This is a genomic window from Burkholderia pulmonis (assembly GCF_984667975.1).
Genome location: NZ_OZ480186.1, coordinates 1,901,248 through 1,920,343 on the forward strand (window position 1 = coordinate 1,901,248; position 19,096 = coordinate 1,920,343).

The 19,096-nt window shown below is 68.2% G+C and carries 19 protein-coding genes; 16 read left to right on the forward strand and 3 right to left on the reverse strand.

Annotated features, from left to right (window positions below; translation table 11 throughout):
• The first annotated feature begins 12 nt into the window (after positions 1 to 12).
• The 11 genes from AC5LXK_RS08800 (at position 13) to AC5LXK_RS08850 (ending at position 10,516) form a co-directional block, all read left to right on the forward strand.
• Entirely contained in the window at positions 13 to 993 is a 981-nt protein-coding gene (locus tag AC5LXK_RS08800) for a quinone oxidoreductase family protein (protein ID WP_493388506.1), read from the forward strand.
• Between the two features lie 10 nt (positions 994 to 1,003).
• Complete coding sequence (locus AC5LXK_RS08805) at positions 1,004 to 1,852, forward strand: TauD/TfdA dioxygenase family protein (RefSeq protein WP_493388507.1); 849 nt, start codon at positions 1,004 to 1,006, stop codon at positions 1,850 to 1,852.
• Between the two features lie 120 nt (positions 1,853 to 1,972).
• On the forward strand, positions 1,973 to 3,028 hold the full coding sequence (locus AC5LXK_RS08810; RefSeq protein WP_493388508.1) for a beta-keto acid cleavage family enzyme: 1,056 nt from the start codon (positions 1,973 to 1,975) through the stop codon (positions 3,026 to 3,028).
• Positions 3,029 to 3,184: 156 nt separating this feature from the next.
• Entirely contained in the window at positions 3,185 to 4,513 is a 1,329-nt protein-coding gene (locus AC5LXK_RS08815) for an MFS transporter (RefSeq protein WP_493388509.1), read from the forward strand.
• Between the two features lie 16 nt (positions 4,514 to 4,529).
• Entirely contained in the window at positions 4,530 to 5,105 is a 576-nt protein-coding gene (locus tag AC5LXK_RS08820; protein ID WP_493388510.1) for an RBBP9/YdeN family alpha/beta hydrolase, read from the forward strand.
• A 312-nt stretch (positions 5,106 to 5,417) separates the two neighbouring features.
• On the forward strand, positions 5,418 to 6,584 hold the full coding sequence (locus AC5LXK_RS08825; protein ID WP_493388511.1) for an ABC transporter substrate-binding protein: 1,167 nt from the start codon (positions 5,418 to 5,420) through the stop codon (positions 6,582 to 6,584).
• Positions 6,585 to 6,633: 49 nt separating this feature from the next.
• A complete protein-coding gene (locus tag AC5LXK_RS08830) occupies positions 6,634 to 7,713 on the forward strand; it encodes an ABC transporter ATP-binding protein (RefSeq protein ID WP_493388512.1) in 1,080 nt (359 codons plus the stop codon).
• Between the two features lie 37 nt (positions 7,714 to 7,750).
• Positions 7,751 to 8,620 (forward strand): ABC transporter permease, encoded by an 870-nt coding sequence (locus AC5LXK_RS08835; protein ID WP_493388513.1) that lies wholly within the window; start codon positions 7,751 to 7,753, stop codon positions 8,618 to 8,620.
• Positions 8,620 to 9,543 (forward strand): ABC transporter permease, encoded by a 924-nt coding sequence (locus tag AC5LXK_RS08840; RefSeq protein WP_493388514.1) that lies wholly within the window; start codon positions 8,620 to 8,622, stop codon positions 9,541 to 9,543. The genes AC5LXK_RS08835 and AC5LXK_RS08840 overlap by 1 nt, the downstream gene beginning before the upstream one ends.
• Before the next feature lie 122 nt (positions 9,544 to 9,665).
• Positions 9,666 to 10,103 (forward strand): hypothetical protein, encoded by a 438-nt coding sequence (locus AC5LXK_RS08845; RefSeq protein ID WP_493388515.1) that lies wholly within the window; start codon positions 9,666 to 9,668, stop codon positions 10,101 to 10,103.
• A gap of 200 nt (positions 10,104 to 10,303) precedes the next feature.
• Positions 10,304 to 10,516: a hypothetical protein gene (locus AC5LXK_RS08850; protein WP_047900698.1), complete on the forward strand. Its 213-nt coding sequence runs from the start codon at positions 10,304 to 10,306 to the stop codon at positions 10,514 to 10,516.
• A 195-nt stretch (positions 10,517 to 10,711) separates the two neighbouring features.
• Here AC5LXK_RS08850 and AC5LXK_RS08855 read toward each other — a convergent pair whose 3' ends face one another.
• Complete coding sequence (locus tag AC5LXK_RS08855) at positions 10,712 to 11,677, reverse strand: D-2-hydroxyacid dehydrogenase (protein WP_493388516.1); 966 nt, start codon at positions 11,675 to 11,677, stop codon at positions 10,712 to 10,714.
• A 262-nt stretch (positions 11,678 to 11,939) separates the two neighbouring features.
• On the opposite strand from AC5LXK_RS08855, the gene AC5LXK_RS08860 reads away from it, so the two are divergent.
• The 5 genes from AC5LXK_RS08860 (at position 11,940) to AC5LXK_RS08880 (ending at position 16,458) form a co-directional block, all read left to right on the forward strand.
• Positions 11,940 to 13,025 (forward strand): CaiB/BaiF CoA transferase family protein, encoded by a 1,086-nt coding sequence (locus AC5LXK_RS08860; RefSeq protein ID WP_493388517.1) that lies wholly within the window; start codon positions 11,940 to 11,942, stop codon positions 13,023 to 13,025.
• Positions 13,026 to 13,048: 23 nt separating this feature from the next.
• Positions 13,049 to 14,011: a hydroxymethylglutaryl-CoA lyase gene (locus AC5LXK_RS08865; RefSeq protein ID WP_493388518.1), complete on the forward strand. Its 963-nt coding sequence runs from the start codon at positions 13,049 to 13,051 to the stop codon at positions 14,009 to 14,011.
• A 21-nt stretch (positions 14,012 to 14,032) separates the two neighbouring features.
• The gene (locus AC5LXK_RS08870) at positions 14,033 to 14,416 is read left to right on the forward strand and encodes a VOC family protein (protein WP_493388519.1); all 384 of its coding nucleotides are present in this window, start codon (positions 14,033 to 14,035) and stop codon (positions 14,414 to 14,416) included.
• A gap of 226 nt (positions 14,417 to 14,642) precedes the next feature.
• On the forward strand, positions 14,643 to 15,470 hold the full coding sequence (locus tag AC5LXK_RS08875) for an alpha/beta hydrolase (protein WP_493388520.1): 828 nt from the start codon (positions 14,643 to 14,645) through the stop codon (positions 15,468 to 15,470).
• A 94-nt stretch (positions 15,471 to 15,564) separates the two neighbouring features.
• A complete protein-coding gene (locus AC5LXK_RS08880; RefSeq protein WP_493388521.1) occupies positions 15,565 to 16,458 on the forward strand; it encodes a LysR family transcriptional regulator in 894 nt (297 codons plus the stop codon).
• A 60-nt stretch (positions 16,459 to 16,518) separates the two neighbouring features.
• Here the strand turns inward: AC5LXK_RS08880 and AC5LXK_RS08885 are convergent, their stop codons facing one another.
• A complete protein-coding gene (locus AC5LXK_RS08885) occupies positions 16,519 to 17,982 on the reverse strand; it encodes an MFS transporter (RefSeq protein WP_493388522.1) in 1,464 nt (487 codons plus the stop codon).
• Positions 17,983 to 18,428: 446 nt separating this feature from the next.
• Positions 18,429 to 19,073, reverse strand: a complete 645-nt coding sequence (locus AC5LXK_RS08890; protein WP_493388523.1) for a hypothetical protein — start codon at positions 19,071 to 19,073, stop codon at positions 18,429 to 18,431.
• Positions 19,074 to 19,096: the final 23 nt, after the last annotated feature.

Consider the following 19,096-nt stretch of genomic DNA (forward strand, 5'->3'; position numbering starts at 1 on the left):
ACGGAGAACAAGATGGCACATGCAGTGCGATTCCACGAAACCGGCGGCCCCGACGTGCTGCGCTGGGAGGCAGTTGAAGTCGGCGATCCCGGCCCCGGCCAGGTGCGCCTGCGGCACGAGGCGGTCGGCCTGAACTTCGCCGACACCTATTTCCGCAGCGGCCTGTATCCGGTTCCGCTGCCGGCCGGCATCGGCGTCGAGGCTGCCGGCGTGGTCGACGCGGTCGGCCCGAACGTGACGAACGTCGCCGTCGGCGATCGCGTGACCTACACGGGCTTCCTGAATACGCTTGGCGCGTACAGCACCGAACGGCTGATCCCGGCCGCGCCGCTCGTCCGGCTGCCGGCCGGCATTGCGTGCGAAACGGCCGCCGCGATGACGATGCGCGGGCTCACGTCGGCCTACCTGCTGCGCCGCATCCACGCGTTCGCGCCGGGCGACACGATCCTGCTGCACGCGGCCGCCGGCGGCGTCGGGCTGATCGTGTCGCAATGGGCGAAGCTGCTCGGGCTCACGGTGATCGGCACCGTGTCGAACGAGCACAAGGCAGCGATTGCCCGTGCACACGGCTGCGACCACACGATCGACTACAGCCGCGAGGACGTCGCGAAGCGCGTGCGCGAACTGACGGACGGCACGGGCGTCGACGTCGTGTTCGACAGCGTCGGCAAGGATACCTTCGAAGGCTCGCTCGATTCGCTGAAGCGGCGCGGGCTGATGGTGTGCGTCGGCACCGCGTCGGGCCCGATCCCGCCGTTCGACCCGCAGCGTCTCGCGATGAAGGGTTCGTTGTACCTGACGCGCCCGGCGCTGGCCGACTACATCGCCGATCCGGCCGAGAAGAACGACCTGGCCGGCGAATTGTTCGCGCACGTCGCGGCCGGCCGGATCCGGATCGAAATCAACCAGCGCTATGCGCTGCAGGACGCCGCGCAGGCACACCGCGATCTCGAATCGCGCAAGACCACCGGTTCGTCGGTGTTCATCGTCTGAGGAGACGCGCATGCGAGTCGAACCCCTGACCTGCGCGATCGGCGCGGAACTGCTGGATGTGGGTCTCGCCGACGCCGTGCACGACGACGGCCTGTTCGCCGAGATCCGCACGCAGTTGCTCCGCCATCGCGTGCTGTTCCTGCGCGACCAGGACATCACGCGCGCCGAGCACGTTGCGTTCGCGCGGCGCTTCGGCGAACTCGAGGATCATCCGGTCGCCGGCAGCGATCCCGAGCACCCGGGGCTCGTGCGGATCTACAAGTCGCCCGACCAGCCGAACGACCGCTACGAGAATGCGTGGCACAGCGATGCGAGCTGGCGCGTGGCGCCGCCGTTCGGCTGCGTGCTGCGCTGTATCGAAGGTCCGCCGGTTGGCGGCGACACGATGTGGGCGAACATGGTGCTCGCGTACGAGAACCTGCCCGACCACGTGAAGCAGCAGATCGACGGCTTGCGTGCGCGCCACAGCATCGAGGCGAGCTTCGGCGCGGCGATGCCGATCGAAAAACGCCACGCGCTGAAGGCGCAGTATCCGGACGCCGAGCACCCGGTCGTGCGCACGCATCCGGAAACCGGCGAAAAGGTGCTGTACGTGAACGCGTTCGCCACGCATTTCACGAACTTCCATACGCCCGAACGCGTGCGCTTCGGGCAGGACGCGAACCCGGGTGCCGGCCAGTTGCTGCAATACCTGATCAGCCAGGCCTATATCCCCGAATACCAGGTGCGCTGGCGCTGGAAGAAGAACAGCGTCGCGATCTGGGACAACCGCAGCACGCAGCATTACGCGGTGATGGACTACCCGCCGTGCGTGCGCCGGATGGAGCGCGCGGGCATCGTCGGCGACGTGCCGTTCTGAGCGCGCCCGCACCTTAACCGATCCGCAATTTCACACACGACGCGCCGGGCTCACCGCCCGGCACGGCGGGATACGCACGCCCGTACGCCCGAAATACAACGATTTCCACTGGAGGACGACATGCAATTTCTCGACGATTCGCTGCACCCGGAAAACCAGGACAAGGTAGTCATCACGGTCGCGCCGTACGGCCCCGAATGGATGCCCGCCGATTTTCCGGAAGACATTCCGGTGACGATGGACGAGCACGTGCAGAAGGCCGTCGACTGCTACAACGCGGGTGCAACGGTGCTGCACCTGCATGTGCGCGAACTCGACGGCAAGGGCAGCAAGCGGCTGTCCAAATTCAACGAACTGCTTGGCCGGCTGCGCGAAGCGGTGCCCGACATGATCCTGCAGGTCGGCGGCTCGATCTCGTTTGCACCGGAAGGCGACGGCGCCGAAGCGAAATGGCTGTCGGACGACACGCGCCACATGCTCGCCGAGCTGACGCCGAAGCCCGACCAGGTGACGGTTGCGATCAACACCGTGCAGATGAACATCACCGAGCTGATGAGCCGCAAGGACATCGCCGGCACGTCGCTGAACGAAACCGCGCTGTGGGACGCGTACCGCGAGATGACGGTGCCGGCCGGCCCCGGCTGGGTCGACGAGCATCTGCGCCGGCTGCAGGCGGCCGGCATCCAGCCGCATTTCCAGCTCACCGGCATGCATGCGCTCGAAACGCTCGAGCGGATCATCCGCCGCGGCATCTATCGCGGCCCGCTGAACGTCACGTGGGTCGGCATCGGCGGCGGCTTCGACGGCCCGAATCCGTACAACTTCATGGAATTCGTGCGGCGCTGCCCGGACGGCGCGTGCATCACGCTCGAATCGCTGATGAAGAACGTGCTGCCGATCAACACGGTCGCGATGGCCCTGGGCCTGCATCCGCGCTGCGGGATCGAGGACACGATCATCGACCAGCAGGGCAACCGGATGACGTCGGTGCAGCAAGTTGAACAGTGCGTGCGGATCGCGCGCGAGCTCGGCCGCGAGATCGCGACCGGCAAGGAAGCGAAGGCGATCTACCGGATCGGCGTGCAGTACGACGGCGTCGACGAAACGCTCGCCCGGCTCGGGATGGCGCCGAACCGCCGGCCGGGCCAGGTGAGCGTGCCGCTGCGCGCGGCCTGACGCGCCGCGCATCCGGGCGGCCCGCAAGCGCCGCCCGCCGATCGATGTGGCGCGGCACCCATCCTCGCGCCGCGCGCGAGGCAGGCTCCGCCGGACGGAGCGGGGCCGCGCAAGCCGCGCCGGCGCATTGCCGCCCCGGTGCCGGAGGAGACACGCATGTTGATTCATCACGTCGAGCCGTCGCTGCAGGACCTGACGGCCACCGAGCGGCGCGCACCCGCGTATGCGTGGCTCGTGTTCGGGCTGACCGTCGGGCTGCTGCTGTCGGACTACATGTCGCGGCAGGTGCTCAACGCGGTGTTTCCGCTGCTCAAGCACGCGTGGGCGCTGTCGGACACGCAGCTCGGTTCGCTCTCCGGCGTCGTCGCGCTGCTGGTCGGCCTGCTGACGTTTCCGCTGTCGGTGCTCGCCGACCGCTTCGGGCGCGTGCGCAGCATCGTGCTGATGGCCGCGTTGTGGAGCGTCGCGACGCTCGGCTGCGCGCTGTCGACCAACTACGCGGAAATGCTCGTCGCGCGCGGCCTCGTAGGCCTCGGCGAAGCCGCGTACGGCAGCGTCGGCGTCGCGCTGATCCTCAGCATCTTCCCGGCGCGGCTGCGCGCGACGCTGACGGGCGCGTTCATGGCCGGCGGCGCATTCGGCTCCGTGTTCGGGATGGCGCTCGGCGGGCTGGTCGGCGCGCATCTCGGCTGGCGCTGGTCGTTCGGCGTGATGGCCGCGCTCGGCATCGTGCTGCTCGTCGCGTATCGCTGCGCGGTGACCGAGCGGCGGCTCGCCGCGTGCCGCGTCGAACCGTGCCGGCGCGATGCCGACGCGCCGCGCGATCTGCGCGGCAGCGTACGCGTGCTGATGTCCGGTCTGTTCGCATCGCGTTCGGTGATCTGCGCGTATGTCGGCAGCGGGCTGCACCTGTTCGTGCCGGGCGCGCTGTTCGCATGGCTGCCGAGCTACCTGAACCGCTACTACGCGATGGCGCCCGACCGGGCGGCCGTACTCGCGGCCGGCTTCGTGCTGCTTTCGGGCATCGGGATGGTCGGCTGCGGCATCGTCACCGACCGCGTCGGCCGCGCCAACGGTTCGCGCAAATGGCTGACCGCGATCGCGTATTGCGCGCTCACGGGTATCTGCCTCGCGATCGCGTTCCGGCTGCCGCCCGGGCCGCTGCAGCTCGCACTGATCTGTGCAGGCATGCTGGTCGGCGCAGGCGCGTCCGGCGCATCGGGCGCGATGGTCGCGAACCTGACGCCGGCCGCGATCCACGCGTCGGCATTCGCGACGCTCACGCTCGCGAACAACCTGCTCGGCATGGCGCCGGGCCCGCTGCTGACGGGGTGGGTCGCCGATCGCGCCGGGCTCGTCGGCGCACTGCAATGGATTCCCGTCGTGCCGCTCGCGGCCGCCGTGCTGTTTGCCATCGGCCGCGCGAGCTACGCGGCCGATCTCGCGCGCGTCGAACGCGAACGGCGCGCGGCCCAACTTTCCTGACCCTCCTGGAGGCTGCATGACCCTGGCGACCGCACCCACCATCCTGATCGTGCCCGGCTTGCGCGATCACGTCGAAGCGCACTGGCAGACGCATCTCGAACGGCGCGTGCCGAACGCACGCTCCGTCGCGCCGCTCGAAGCCGACAAGCTGAGCCGCGCCGCGCGCGTCGCGGCACTCGATGCGGCGCTGGCCGCGATCGACGGCCCCGTGATCCTCGTCGCGCACAGCGCGGGCGTGATGATTACCGTGCACTGGGCGTTGCAGGCCACGCGCGCGATCCACGGCGCGCTGCTCGCGGCCCCGGCCGATCTCGATGCGCCGATGCCGGCCGGCTATCCGTCGCCGGAGGCGATCGACGCACACGGCTGGACGCCCGTGCCGACGCAGCGGCTGCCGTTCCCGAGCATCGTCGCGGCGAGCCGCAACGATCCGCTCGCGCGCTTCGAGCGCATCGAGGCGCTGGCCGCGGGGTGGGGCAGCCGGCTCGTCGATCTCGGCGAGGTCGGGCACCTGAACCCGGCGTCCGGGTATGGCGAATGGCGTGACGCCGAGCGGTTGATCGGCGAAGTGGCGGCGCTTGGCGCGGCCTGACTGACGACTCATCCGCACGCGCCGGCCCGACCGGGTATCGAGCGCGCCATCCGTCGTCGACGGGCCGCCCCGTGCGGCCCCGAACCGATTCCATTTCGTTGCCTGCCGAGATATGACGTCCTAACACGCCCCCCATTCAGCGCCGCCGACGCGCCACAAAACCGGTCAGCACGACACTCGTCAACAATCGGAAGGGTTTTGTCAGGGAAAGTCCCGCCCCGCGCGCCGTGGTTTTTTGTTGACCGACATCGTATAACGCCGTCATGATTTCCTGAAAAGAAAGGTCCCATCCACCGACCGAAGTGAGGAGACATGAACACCACACCGATCGCTCGCCGTGTCCGCCGGATCGCACTCGCACTGGGCTTCACACTAACGGCCGCCGCGGCGGTCGCAGCCCCCGTATCGCTGAACATCGTCGACGTCGCAGGCAACCTGCAGCTCACGCAGAAGGCCATCGAGGCATTCCGGGACAAGAACCCGACCCTCGTGTCGAACGTCACGTTCACGAACGCGCCGGCGCCGCAGCTGCCGGGCAAGATCAAGGCGATGCAGGCGGCGGGGCGCTCCGACATCGACCTCGTGCTGACCGGCACCGACGCGCTGGCCGCCGGCATCGAACAGAACCTGTGGGTGAAACTCCTGCCCGACAACGCAGCCGCGTTCCCGGGCGTGCTCGACAAGTACGCACCGGGCCCGCGCAAGATGCAGGATCTCGCGCAAGGCTACGGCCTCGAAGTCACCTACATGCCGGCCGGCCCGCTGCTCGAATACAACCCGGCGAAGGTCAGCAACCCGCCGAAGACCCCGGAGCAGCTGCTCACCTGGTGCAAGGCGCACCCGAACAAGCTGATCTATGCCCGCCCGGCGAACTCGGGCCCCGGCCGCACGTTCCTGATGGGGCTGCCGTACGTGCTCGGCGACAAGAATCCGCAGGATCCGATCAACGGCTGGGACAAGACCTGGGCGTTCCTGAAGGCGTTGAACGACTGCGTGCCGTATTACCCGGGCGGCACGTCGGCCGTGATGAAGGAGCTCGGCGAAGGCACGCGCGACATGACCGTGACCGTCACGGGCTGGGACCTCAACCCGCGCGCACTCGGCATCGTGCCGGCCGAATTCAGGATCCAGGCGTTCGACAACATGACGTGGGTCAACGACGCGCACTACATGGTGATTCCGAAGGGCGTGCCGAAAGAGAAGCTCGACGTGCTGTTCAAGCTGATGAACTTCCTGCTCGAACCGGCGCAGCAGGCGATGACCTACGACGACGGCTATTTCTATCCGGGTCCGGCGGTGAAAGGCGTGACGCTCGAAATGGCGCCCGCGCACAGCCAGGAAGTCGTGCGCAAGTTCGGTCGCCCCGAATACGCGAAGCTGCTCGCCGATCGCCCGCACGTGCAGCCGCTCAGTGCGCAGGCGATGGTCGCCGCGTTCCAGAAATGGGATCGCGAGATCGGTTCGCAGAAGTCGAAGTGACGCCTGAACCGGCGGGCGCCGCGGCGCCCGCGTCGATGGAGTTCGCGGAATGAAGCACAGTTTCGAACGGTTGCGGCTCGACGGCGTGTGCCGCAGTTTCACCAATGCGGAAGGCACGCAGGTCGCCGCGCTGGACGGGCTCGACCTCGAGATCCGGCGCGGCGAATTCATCGCGCTGCTCGGCCCGTCGGGCTGCGGCAAGTCGACCGCGCTCAACTGCATCGCGGGCCTGCAGCCGCTCACGAGCGGCGGCATCTGGCTCGACGACACGCGCATCGACGTGCTGCCGCCCGAGCGCCGCGGCTTCGGGATGGTGTTCCAGAACTACGCGCTGTTTCCGCACATGTCGGTGCTCGACAACGTCGGCTTCGGCCTCAAGATGCGCGGCGTGCCGAGGCAGGAAACGCGGCGGCGCGCGCAGCAGGCGCTCGAACTCGTGCAGCTCGTCGGTCACGAGGGCAAGCTGCCGGGGCAACTGTCGGGCGGGCAGCAGCAGCGCGTCGCGATCGCGCGCGCGATCGTCATCGAGCCGCCGCTCGTGCTGATGGACGAGCCGCTGTCGAACCTCGACACGAAACTGCGCATCGAGATGCGCGCCGAGATCCGCCGCATCCATACGCAGCTCGAACGCGCGACGATCTACGTGACGCACGACCAGGACGAAGCGCTGTCGATGGCCGACCGCATCGTCGTGATGAAGGAGGGCGTCGTCCAGCAGGTCGCGTCGCCGAAGGACGTCTATACGCGCCCGCACAACCTGCATGTCGCGCGCTTCATGGGCTATCGCAACGTGCTGCCGTTCGCGCTCGACGGGATGGCCGGCGACCACGTTCAAGTCTCGGCCGGTGGCGTGCGTCTCACGGGCGCGCCGATGGCCGGCTTCGACGCGAAGGAGGTCGTGGTCGCGCTGCGCCCCGACGACATCGAACGCGCGGACGAGCCCGGCGACAACACGTTCGACGCGACCGTCGAAACGGTCGAATACGGCGGCCGCGATTCGCTGATCCGCGCCGTGACGCCGTTCGGTTCGATCTGGGCACGCGTGGCCGGCGAATTCGCGGAAGGCGAGCACTTGCGGCTGCGCGTCGCGCCGTCGCGCACGCTCGTCTATGCGGGGGATTCGAAATGAACGGGCCGATCGAAGCGCCGACACGCCCGGAGGCTGCATGAGCACGCTCGCGTCCGGCACGCCGCGCGACGCGAAGGCGTGGCTCGTCACGCCCGCGCTCGCGTTCATCGCCGCGCTGTTCATCTATCCGTTCGCGTACGGCCTCGTGCTGTCGTTCCAGCCGATGAACGGCGGCGGCGCGCTCGCGAACTACGTGCAGTTCTTCACCGACACCGCGATGTGGCCAACCGTGCTCGTCACGCTGAAGCTCGCGGTGCCGGCGACGCTGATCAACGTCGGCGTCGCGGTGCCCGTCGCGTTCGCGCTGCGCCGCAATTCGCCGTACCAGAAGTTCGTCACGACGCTGCTCGTGATTCCCGTCACGCTCGGCACGGTGCTCGTCGCCGACGGAATGCTCACGTATTTCGGGCCGAACGGCTGGTTCCCGCAGGCGCTGCAGGGGCTGCACCTGTACACGGACGAGGTGCGCCTCACGCACAACTACTGGGGCGTGCTGCTGTCGCTGATCGTATCGGGCTTTCCGTTCGCGTTCCTGCTGATGCTGTCGTACATCAGCGGCATCGACCCGACGCTCGCGCGCGCGGCCGCGACGCTCGGCGCGAACCCGTGGCAGCAGTTCCGGCAGATCTACCTGCCGCTGCTCGTGCCGGGGCTCACGATGGCCGCGTGCCTGTCGTTCGTGCAGGCGTTCTCGGTGTTCCCGTCGGCCGTGCTGCTCGGCGCGCCGGCCGGGCCGACGCGCGTGATCTCGATCGCGGCGGCCGAAGCCGCGTTCGAGAGCTACGACTATTCGCTCGCGTCGGCGATCGCGATCGTGATGGGCTTCGTGCAGTTGCTGGTCGTCGCGTCGATGCTCGGCGCGCGCCGCTTCTTCTATACGGGCGCGGTGACGGGAGGCAAGGGCTGATGGCGACCGACAATCATGCCGCCCGCGCATGGCCGCCGAAGCACGACGCACCCGATGCACGGCCCGCCGACGCAAGGAAACCGCACCGGATGAAAAGCAACCTCGCCGGCCGCGCCTGGAAGGCGCTCGTCTGGGGGCTGATGGCGTTCTTCCTGCTGAACGTGATGCTGCTGATCGCGACCGTCGCGGTGAACTCGGTCGCGACGCGCTGGTTCGGCACGCCGCTGCCGCAGGGTTTCACGCTGCACTGGTATGCAAAGGCATGGGAGGACTTCCAGCTCGCGAGCGTACTGTGGGTGACCGTCGAGGTCGTCGGCGCGGTCGTGCTGCTGTCGATCGCGCTCGGCGTGCCGGCCGCGTATGCGCTCGCGCGCGTGCAGTTTCGCGGCAAGCGCTTCGCGCTGCTGGTCTTCCTGCTGCCGCTGATGGTGCCGCCCGTCACGTACGGGATACCGATGGCCACCGTGATGTACAAGATCGGGCTCGCGGGCACGCTGCCGGGCGTGATCCTCGCGAATCTCGTGCCGGCGCTGCCGTTCGTGATCCTGGTGATGACGCCGTTCATCGAGCAGATCGATCCGAATCTCGAATCCGCCGCGCGCATCTTCGGCGCGAACACGTGGCGCTATTTCCGCTACGTGCTGCTGCCGCTGCTCGTGCCCGGCATGCTCGCGGCCGGGCTGCTCGTGCTGGTGCGCACGATCGGGATGTTCGAGCTGACGTTCTTCACCGCCGGCCCGAGCACGCAGACGCTCGTCGTCGCGCTGTACTACGCGGTGTTCTCGACCGGCGTGCGTGCACCGCAGTCGATCGACGCGATGGCGATGATCTACATGGCCATCACGCTCGTGTGGGTCGTGATCGCGCTGCAGTTCGTGAGCCCGACGCAACTGGTCAGCCGCGTGAAGCAGGAGCGGCAGTAGGCGAGGGGGTCGCACGGTCGCGCCGTGCCGCCGGGCATCCGTGCAATTGGTTACAAATGGATACCGCGCACGACACGCGGACGTTGCAGACTACGCGGCGTTCACCCGATCGACGGAAATCCATGAAGTTTCAAACACTGCTGACACTCGGCTGTGCCTCGACGCTGCTGGCCGCCTGCAACCTGCTCCACGACGGTCCCGGATCGGGCGACGTCGACGCCGCCGTGCGCCGTGCGCTCGAAGCGGAAAACCACGGCGGCCTGAACGCGCTGTTCGGCCAGCCGCTGCCCGTATCGGCCGATGTCGTATCGGCCAAGCCCGACGGCGACTGCAAGAAACTCGGCGATCGCACGTACTCGTGCGATGTCGTCGTCACGTGGCGCAACACCGATTACTCGCCGTCGCGCGCGAACCTGACCTTCGTGAAGGCCGCCGACGGTTCATGGCAGACCTCGGGCGTCGACGCGGCGCTCGTGACGGGCACCGCGAAATCGCTGATCGACCAGATCGGCAAGGCGTTGCCCGGCAACGCGGCAAGCGGTGCGTCGGCGCCGCAGTGACGCTACCGCGGCCAACCTTCTTCTCCTTCCCCGGATACGCGGCCTCGCCCTTGCGGGGCACACCTTCCCGCTGGTTTTTCCGAAACAGGTCTGGAACACCCGGCCCGCGCTCGATGGAAGGCATCCTCGGTATGCGGGCTGACTTATAGGGAAAACCCTTATCTCAGGGTATAATCACCGGCTGAGAGAAAGGTCGAACCATGCCTGAACGTTTCCAAACCCTTGAAAAATTTGTGTTTTCCCTCGTCGTGATGTCCGCCGTGATGTGCTCGGCATTCCTCGCGTACGAGCGCCATCCCGAGATCAAGATCGCGCTGCACGAAGGTGAAGCGCTGATGCGCGAGAGCGCCAAGTACTCGGTGATCTGCTCGCCGTCCAAGGTCGATCCTTGCGTCGAGATGTCCGCGTACTGAGCGGCTTTCCGGGCTCGCGCTGCCTCATCGCGCGCCTGAATGCCTTGAAGCAGCATTCATCACGTATTCGGGAACCGGCCACAAGACAGGGCGGATCCACGAACCCGTTACGTGCCGAGTCGCTGGCGTAAGCAGCCCCCGAATTCAGTCGACCCCGCTTCGAGCCATCGAGCGGGGTCGTTCTGTTTGTGCGTGTTACACGACATGCCGAGGCGCGCCGCAGACAAATCCGGCAACGTTGTCGACGAGCTGATCGGCCAGCACCTGCATCGCCTCGTCGCTCGCCCACGCGACATGCGGCGTCAGGATGAACGCCGGATGCGACAGGATCGCGTGGAACGGATGCACGGCCGGCAGCGGCTCCTGCGTGACCACGTCGAATCCCGCACCTGAAATCTGCCCCGACTGCAGCGCGTCAACGAGCGCGCGTTCGTCCACGAGCCCGCCGCGCGCGGTATTGACCAGCAGCGGCCGGCGCGCCATTCGCGCGAACGCGTCCGCATCGATCAGGTGTCGCGTCGCGGGCGTAAGGGGGCAGTGCAGCGTGATCACGTCGCTGTCGCGCAGCAGCGTATCGAGCGGCGCGTAGCCGTCACCTTCGGCGTCGCCGTGCGCCGCGAACAGCACACGCATGTCGAGCGCCCGCGCGATGCCGGCCACCGCGCGCCCGAGCACGCCGTCGCCTATGATCCCCAGCGTCGAACCGGCCAGGTCGCGGACCGGATGATCGAAAAAGCAGAACTGCCCGCTGTCGAGCCAGCGCCCGGCGCGCACCGCGTCGCGATAGGCCAGGAGGCTGCGGCGCAGCGCGAAGATCAGCGCGAACGTGTGCTCAGGCACCGTACGAACCGCATAGCCGCGAATATTGCTCACGACGATCCCGCGTGCCGCACACGCATCGAGATCGACGATGTCCGTGCCGGTCGCGGCGATCGCGATCATCCGCAACTGCCGCGCGTCGGCCAGAGCCGCCGCGTCGAGCCGCACCTTGTTGGTCACGACGATATCCGCGTCGCCGATGCGCGCGGCAATCTCGTGCGCGGCCGTCCGGTCGAACGTCTGCAACACGTGCGGAAACGGGAAAGGCTTCAGCAGGGTCTGCGGCGACAGCGTCGCGCGGTCGAGGAACACGATCCTGGCGGGAGAGGAGGTGGAAAACATGGCGAATCTCGCTGGCAGGCGCCCGGTGGCGCGGAACGGGTTCGATTCTGACGGCGACGCGCCCGCCGTCGCTTGATCGTTGCGCGAGCGCGCTTTCCCGAACGGAAAGGCAGGCGCCCCGCACACGACAGCCGATGCGGCGCCCGCACCGACGTGCGCCTTTCCGTTTCGGAAAGGCTGGTTGAGCATCGATCGATTTTCGCCGGGTGCGAACGCCGTCATGATCGCCGTCATCGACCCCACGACTTGATCGGAGACAGCCATGACACGACCTCTCGACGGCATTCGCGTGCTGGAACTCGGCCAACTGATCGCCGGGCCGTTCGCGGGCCGGATGCTCGCCGAATTCGGCGCGGACGTGATCAAGGTCGAGCCGCCCGGCGTCGGCGACCCGCTGCGCAAATGGCGGCTGCTGCACGACGGCACGTCGGTCTGGTGGGCCGCGCAGTCGCGCAACAAGACGTCGCTCACGCTCGACCTGCGCACCCCCGAAGGGCAGGACGTCGTGCGCCGCCTCGTCGCCGAAACCGACGTCGTCATCGAGAATTTCCGCCCCGGCACGCTCGAGGGCTGGGGGCTCGGCTGGGACGCGCTGTCCGCGATCAACCCGGGGCTCGTGATGCTGCGCGTGTCGGGCTTCGGGCAGACGGGCCCGTACCGCGACCGGCCGGGCTTCGGTGTGATCGCCGAGGCGATGGGCGGCCTGCGCCACCTCACCGGCGAACCCGGCCGCACGCCGGTGCGCGTCGGCATCTCGCTCGGCGATTCGCTGTCGGCGCTGCATGGCGTGATCGGCGTGCTGCTCGCGCTGCGGCATCGCGAGCAGCAGGGCGGCAAGGGGCAGGTGGTCGACGTCGCGCTGTACGAATCGGTGTTCAACCTGATGGAAAGCCTGCTGCCCGAATACTCGGCGTTCGGCGCGGTGCGCGAGCCGGCCGGCAGCAGCCTGCCCGGCATCGCGCCGACCAACGCGTACCGCTGCCGCGACGGCAAGTACGCGCTGATCGCCGGCAACGGCGACAGCATCTTCCGGCGCCTGATGGAGCTGATCGGCCGCCCCGATCTCGGCAACGATCCCGCGCTCGCGCACAACGACGGGCGCGTCGCGCAGGTCGAGCGCATCGATGCGGCGATCGGCGAGTGGAGCGCGCGCGACATGATCGTCGACGCGGCGCTGCCCGACGGCACACCCGTGCTCGTGCCCGGCATCGTGCCGAAACTCGACGCCACGCCCGGGCGCATCGAGCGCGCGGCGCCCGCGCTCGGCGCGGATACCGACGCGGTACTCGAATCGCTCGGCATCGATGCCGCGACGCGTGACGACTGGCGCACGCGCGGCGTGATCTGAACCGGACCCAGGAGACGACAACCATGAGAGAGCAACGCAAACGGCTCTACATCCACGAAGTCGCGACGCGCGACGGTTTCCAGAACGAAGCGGCATTCGTCGACACCGACGACAAGATCGCGCTCGTCGATGGGCTGAGCGCATGCGGCTACGCGAAGATCGAAGTCACGTCGTTCACGTCGCCGAAGGCGATCCCCGCGCTGCGCGACGCGGAGGCCGTGATGCACGGCATCGTGCGTGCGCCGGGCGTCGTCTATACGGTGCTCGTGCCGAACGTGCGCGGCGCCGAGCGCGCGCTGTCGTGCGGCGTCGACGAAGTGAACCTCGTGATGTCGATGAGCGAAAGCCACAACCGCGCGAACCTGCGGATGACGCGCGAGCAGTCGTTCGCGCAACTGCGCGACGTGATCGACGCGGTGCGCGGCACGGGTGTAGCGATCAACGTGTCGCTGTCGACCGCGATGGGCTGCCCGATGGAAGGCGACGTGCCGGCCGAAACGGTGCTCGCGTGGATGCAGCGTTTCGCGGATCTCGGCGTGCATGGGTTCACGCTGTGCGACACGACCGGCATGGCGTTTCCGTCGCAGGTCCGCGATCTGTCCGAACGTGCCCGCGAGCGCTTTGGTGCGCTGCAGCTCACGCTGCATTTCCACAACACGCGCGGGATGGCGCTCGCGAACACGCTCGCGGCGCTCGATGCCGGCATCGACCGCTTCGATGCGTCGCTCGGCGGGCTCGGCGGCTGTCCGTACGCACCGGGCGCGACCGGCAACGCCTGCACCGAGGAACTCGTGCACATGCTCGACCTCGACGGCTACGATACGGGCATCGACCTCGCGGCCGTGCTGGCCGCATCGGCACGGCTGCCCGCGCTGATCGGGCACGACGTGCCGAGCCAGATCCTGAAGGCCGGACGCCGCTCGGACCTGCATCCGGCACCGCACGCCGACACCGGCGACATGCCCGGGCAACGGGCTTTCTCGTGAACCACAACAGGAGCACATTCCATGGCGCTGATTGACCACCTCGACCACCTCGTGCTGACCTGCGTCGATCCGGACAGGACGAAGCATTTCTACACCGAGGTGCTGCAGATGCAGCTTGAATCCTTCGGCGCCGGCCGCCTCGCGTTCCGCTTCGGCAACCAGAAGATCAACCTGCACGTGCGCGGCGCGGAGTTCGAACCGAAAGCGCATGTGCCGGTGCCCGGTGCGCTCGACCTGTGCTTCATCGCGTCGGTGCCGCTCGACGACGTGATCGCGCACCTGCAGCGCGTCGAATGGCCGATCGTCGAAGGGCCCGTCGAACGCACGGGCGCGACGCAGAAGATCCGGTCCGTCTACGTGCGCGATCCCGATCTGAACCTGATCGAAATTTCCGAGCTGATCTGAGCGGCGGCGGCCGGCAGGCGTGCGCGAGCGCCGGTATGCGGCCCGCCCGACGTTCGCAGTCCTTCGCCGAAAGCGGACAGGCAAGCGTCGCGCCCGCCGATTCCGGATAGCCGGGCGCAGCCGCGCTGCGGATAATGGCGCAACGGCGTCGGCCCGGCCGCCGCCTTCGCACCGCACGCGGCGATACTGCCCCTGCGCATCCGCAACCCGACCCAGGCGCTCCCGAATGACGATCCTCTATCGCGGCATGGACCGCGCGGCGCTCGACGCCGCGTACCTGAACACGAAGGTTGTTCCCGATTTCCCGGCCTTGCTCGCGTCGTGCCAGGCGCGCAGCGCAGCGCTGTACGATGCGACGCCCGGCCGCCGCGACCTGCGTTACGGCGCACAACCGGCGCAGCGCTTCGACTGGCTGTCGTGCGGGCAGCCCGGCGCGCCTCTGTTCGTGTTCATCCACGGCGGCTACTGGCAGCACTGCACGAAAGAGGATTTCGCGTATGCGGCGAGCGGGCCGCTCGCGCGCGGCTTCGACGTCATCCTGGCCGAATACACGCTCGCCCCGGTCGCGACGATGACCGGGATCGTCGGCGAGATCGGCATGCTGCTCGATCATCTTGCCAACGACCCCGACGGCCTCGGCACCGCGCGGCGGCCGATCCACCTGAGCGGCCATTCGGCGGGCGGGCACCTGACGGCCATGCATCGCGCACATCCGGCCGTCGTATCGGCGCTCGCGATCAGCCCGCTCGTCGATCTCGAACCGATCTCGCTGTGCTGCCTGAACGACAAATTGCAGCTCACCGCGCGCGAGGTCGGTGCGTACAGCCCGCTGCACCACATCGGGCCCGGCGCACCGACCGTCGTGGCGGTCGGCGCCGCCGAGCTGCCCGAACTCGTCCGGCAGGCAGACGAATACGCGACGGCCTGCGAAGCGGCCGGCGAACGGATCGCACGCACGTGGCTGCCCGGCATGCAGCACTTCTCGGTGCTCGACGATCTCGCACGGCCGGACGGCGCGATGCTGGCCGCATTGCAGGCGACCGCGCCGCGCTGACCGCCTCATTTCTCGCGTGCGCGGCCGGGCGTATGATCGGCGTCGGGCCCGCGCGATATCGTGCGGGCCGCACGGCCCTCCCAGGACCCACGACATGGTGAACCCGCTTCATTTCGATCTGCAGTCGCTGCGCGTGTTCGCGCTCGTCGCCGAGCACGGCAGCCTGACGAAGGCGGCCGAACACGGCCAGCTCACGCTGTCCGCGGTGAGCAAGCGCATCGCCGAACTCGAAAGCGTGACCGGCAGCGCACTGTTTGTCCGGCATGCGCGCGGCGTCGAGCTGACGCCCGCGGGCCGCGCGCTGCTCGATCATGCGGCGAAGGTGATCGAGCAGGTCAACCGGATGGCGCACGAGATGAGCGACTACGTCGCCGGCGTGCGCGGCCACATTCACGTGTGGACCAACACGTCCGCGATCGTCCAGTTCCTGCCCGCCGACCTCGCTGCATTCCTCACGCACAACCCCGGCATCAAGGTCAGTCTCGAGGAGCGCCTGAGCCACGAGATCGTCGACGCACTCGCATCCGGCAAGGCCGATCTCGGCGTGTTCGCCGACAACGTGCCGGCGCCCGGCATCGAACGGCGGCTGTACCGGCGCGACGAACTCGTGCTGCTCGTGCCGCGCACGCACCGGTTCGCCGCGCGCGACAGCATCCGCTTCGCGGATACGCTCGACGAGGATTACGTGGGCCTGAGCGACGGCAGTTCGCTGCTCACGCGCATGACCGACGCCGCGTTCGCGGCCGAGCGCTCGCTGAAGCTGCGGATCCAGGTATCGAATTTCGACGGCGTGAGCCGGATGATCGAGGCGGGGCTCGGCATCGGCGTGTTGCCGCGCGATGCGGTGACGGGCGAGCGGGCTGCACGGCTCGGCGTCGTGACGCTCGAGGACGCGTGGGCGACGCGCACGCTGTGGGTCGGCGTGAAGGCCGGCACCGTGCTGACGACCAACGTCGCGAAGCTGTTCGATTTCATGTCGGCGCGCTGAATGCGATGAAGCGGCGACGGCACGGGGCACGCCGCCGCGCGCCTCGTGCCGATCACCGCATTACACCGGATTGATCTCATCCTGACTGCGCCGCGTGGTCAGCGGCCCGAGCACGCGCAGCGTGACGGCGACGATGCCGAGCGCAACCGAGATCACGCCGAACATCGCGCCCGCGCCGTAGTTGCCGAGCACCGGCAGCAGCACGAACGGCAGCACGCCGCTGACGATCCGAGACAGCGCATAGGTACTGCCGATCGCCGTCGAGCGTACGCGCGCCGGGAAGATCTCGGCCTGGTACACGTGATACGCGTTGCTGAACACGTTCGATGCGCAGGTCGTCAGGAACCCGAAACAGACGATCAGCACGGTATTGCCCGAATACGCGAAGCACAGCCCGAACACGGCGATCGACAGGATCGACACGATCACGAGCGTGCGGCGCTCGATCCAGTTGAGCAGCGGAATCGACAGCAGCGAACCGATCGGGTAGCCGATGAACGACAGTGCGATGAACAGCGTGCTGTCCGTCACGTCGAAGCCGCGGCTCTTCACGACCGCGCCGGCCAGCGTGCCGAACCCGTAGTAGCCGAAGCCCTGGAACAGGTGAAAGATCGCGAGCATCAGGTAGCGTGCGCCATACGGCTGACGGCGCAGCAGCGCGATGCGCTCGCCGAGCCCGAGCGGCCGCTGCGGCTCGACCGGCTCCGCGAAGTGCTCGGGCACGCGCACGCCGGCGCTTGCCGCGAAGCGCCGCAACGCCGCATGCGCGTCGGCCGTGCGGCCTTGCGCGAGCAGCCAGCGCGGGCTCTCCGGCAGCCGGTGCTGGACGAGCAGCACGTATACGGCGCCGAGGCTGCCGAGCGCGAGGATGATGCGCCAGCCGGCCACACCGGCCACATGCAGCGGGTTCAGCCACAGCGCGAGAAAGCCGACGAGCGGCACCGCGACGTACGAAGTCGTATAGGCCCACGCGGCGAGCCGCCCGCGCTTGTCCTTCGGCAGGATTTCGGACAGGAAGCTGTCGGCGACCGGATAGATCGCGCCGACGCCGATGCCCGTCAGGAAGCGGCACGCGACGAGCATGTCGGCGTTCACCGAAAACGCGCCGACCAGCGAGAACGCGCTGTACCACACGAGCGTCAGCATGAACGCCTTGCGCCGGCCGATGCGGTCGGCGAGGCTGCCGAGGCACATCGCGCCGACGAACATGCCGATGAAGGCGGACGCCAGCAGCAACTTGAAATCGGCGCTTTGCCGGCTCAGCCCGTATTCGTTCTGCAACGCGGAGCCGATCGTGCTGACGAGGAAGATCTCGTACATGTCGAAGAACAGCCCGATGCCGATCACCCAGACGACGAACCGGTGCAACGCGCCGACCGGCAGGTCGTCCATGAATTCGCCGAGCGTGATGCGGCGGGCGGGGTGGGTCGTCGCATCGGCGCCGACGCCGGAAGAGGCGGCCGGCGGGCGGCCGGATGCGGGTTCGCCCGCGTGGCCGCCGAGATCGAGGGATTGGCTGTTCATCGTGTCTCCAGATTGTCGATATGCCGTGGCGCGAAGCCCGGCCGTTCGCGGCCGGCGTGACGCATCCGGCCGCGCGACGCGACGGCAGCCATCGCAAGGCCCGTGAAAGGCCGGACATGCGGGCTGCGCCGATCGTCCGACACATGGTGGGCAAATCGGCGGCACGTGATAATTGCGGATGTTTCAAGCGTCCTTTCCCGAGCAGAAAGGGTCGGGAACGCGCGGCAACCGGGATTCGCCCGGCAGGCCGTTGCAGCCTGCGTGACGCGTGGTGGCGAACCGAAAGCGGTGTGCGCCCGTGCAACCGGGCGGGCCGGGAAAACCATGAGACTCGGATCGTCAGATCCGCTTCGCACACCGTTGCGGAAATCGTGTTCCGGGAGAACACGACGACCCAGTCGCGCGCCGGTACGCCGCCCGTCACCGCGGCATACCGGCGACGCGCATCATTTCAGTTCGGGATTCTGCTGCGTCGCACACGCACGCAGCGCAGTGACGAGGTCGTTCTTGCCCAGCTTCTCGAACAGGTCGGCCATCTCCATCTGCGCGACGGGATCGCCTTCGCGCGCCGCGCGCCAGCGCAGCGACGCGATCATTCCGCTCATGCGCTCGCCGGGCGTTTCGCCGTCATAGCCCGACATCGCCTGCAGCACGTCCGCGAGCTTGTTGTAGCCGGCCGGCACGTGATGCACGAGCAGCCACGCGATCGCCGGCTGCGCGCCTTCCCAATCCTCGTCGTCGAGCGAACTGTTCACGAGGCGCGCGGCCGCGCGCCATGAACCGAGCGACGCGGCTTTCGCATACGCCTTGTCGGCTTCGCGGCCGCGCGGCGCCGGCGCCGCATCGAACGCGGCCTGTGCATCGGCCGACGGCGGCGGCAACGCAAGCTTTGTGCAACTGAACGTGCCGGCATCGGGCGCGTTGCCGGGCTGGTCGGCCCAGCGCACCTGATCCTTCAGCGCGCGATCGAGCGTCGGCCGCACGTCGCCTTCCTTCATCGACGCGAACACCCAGTCGGTGCGCACATGACGTGCGGCGTCCCAGTCGCTTTCGGCGAAGGCGTGTTGCGCGAATGCAAGGCAGGTGGCCACGCAGCCGATCCGCAACCTCTTTC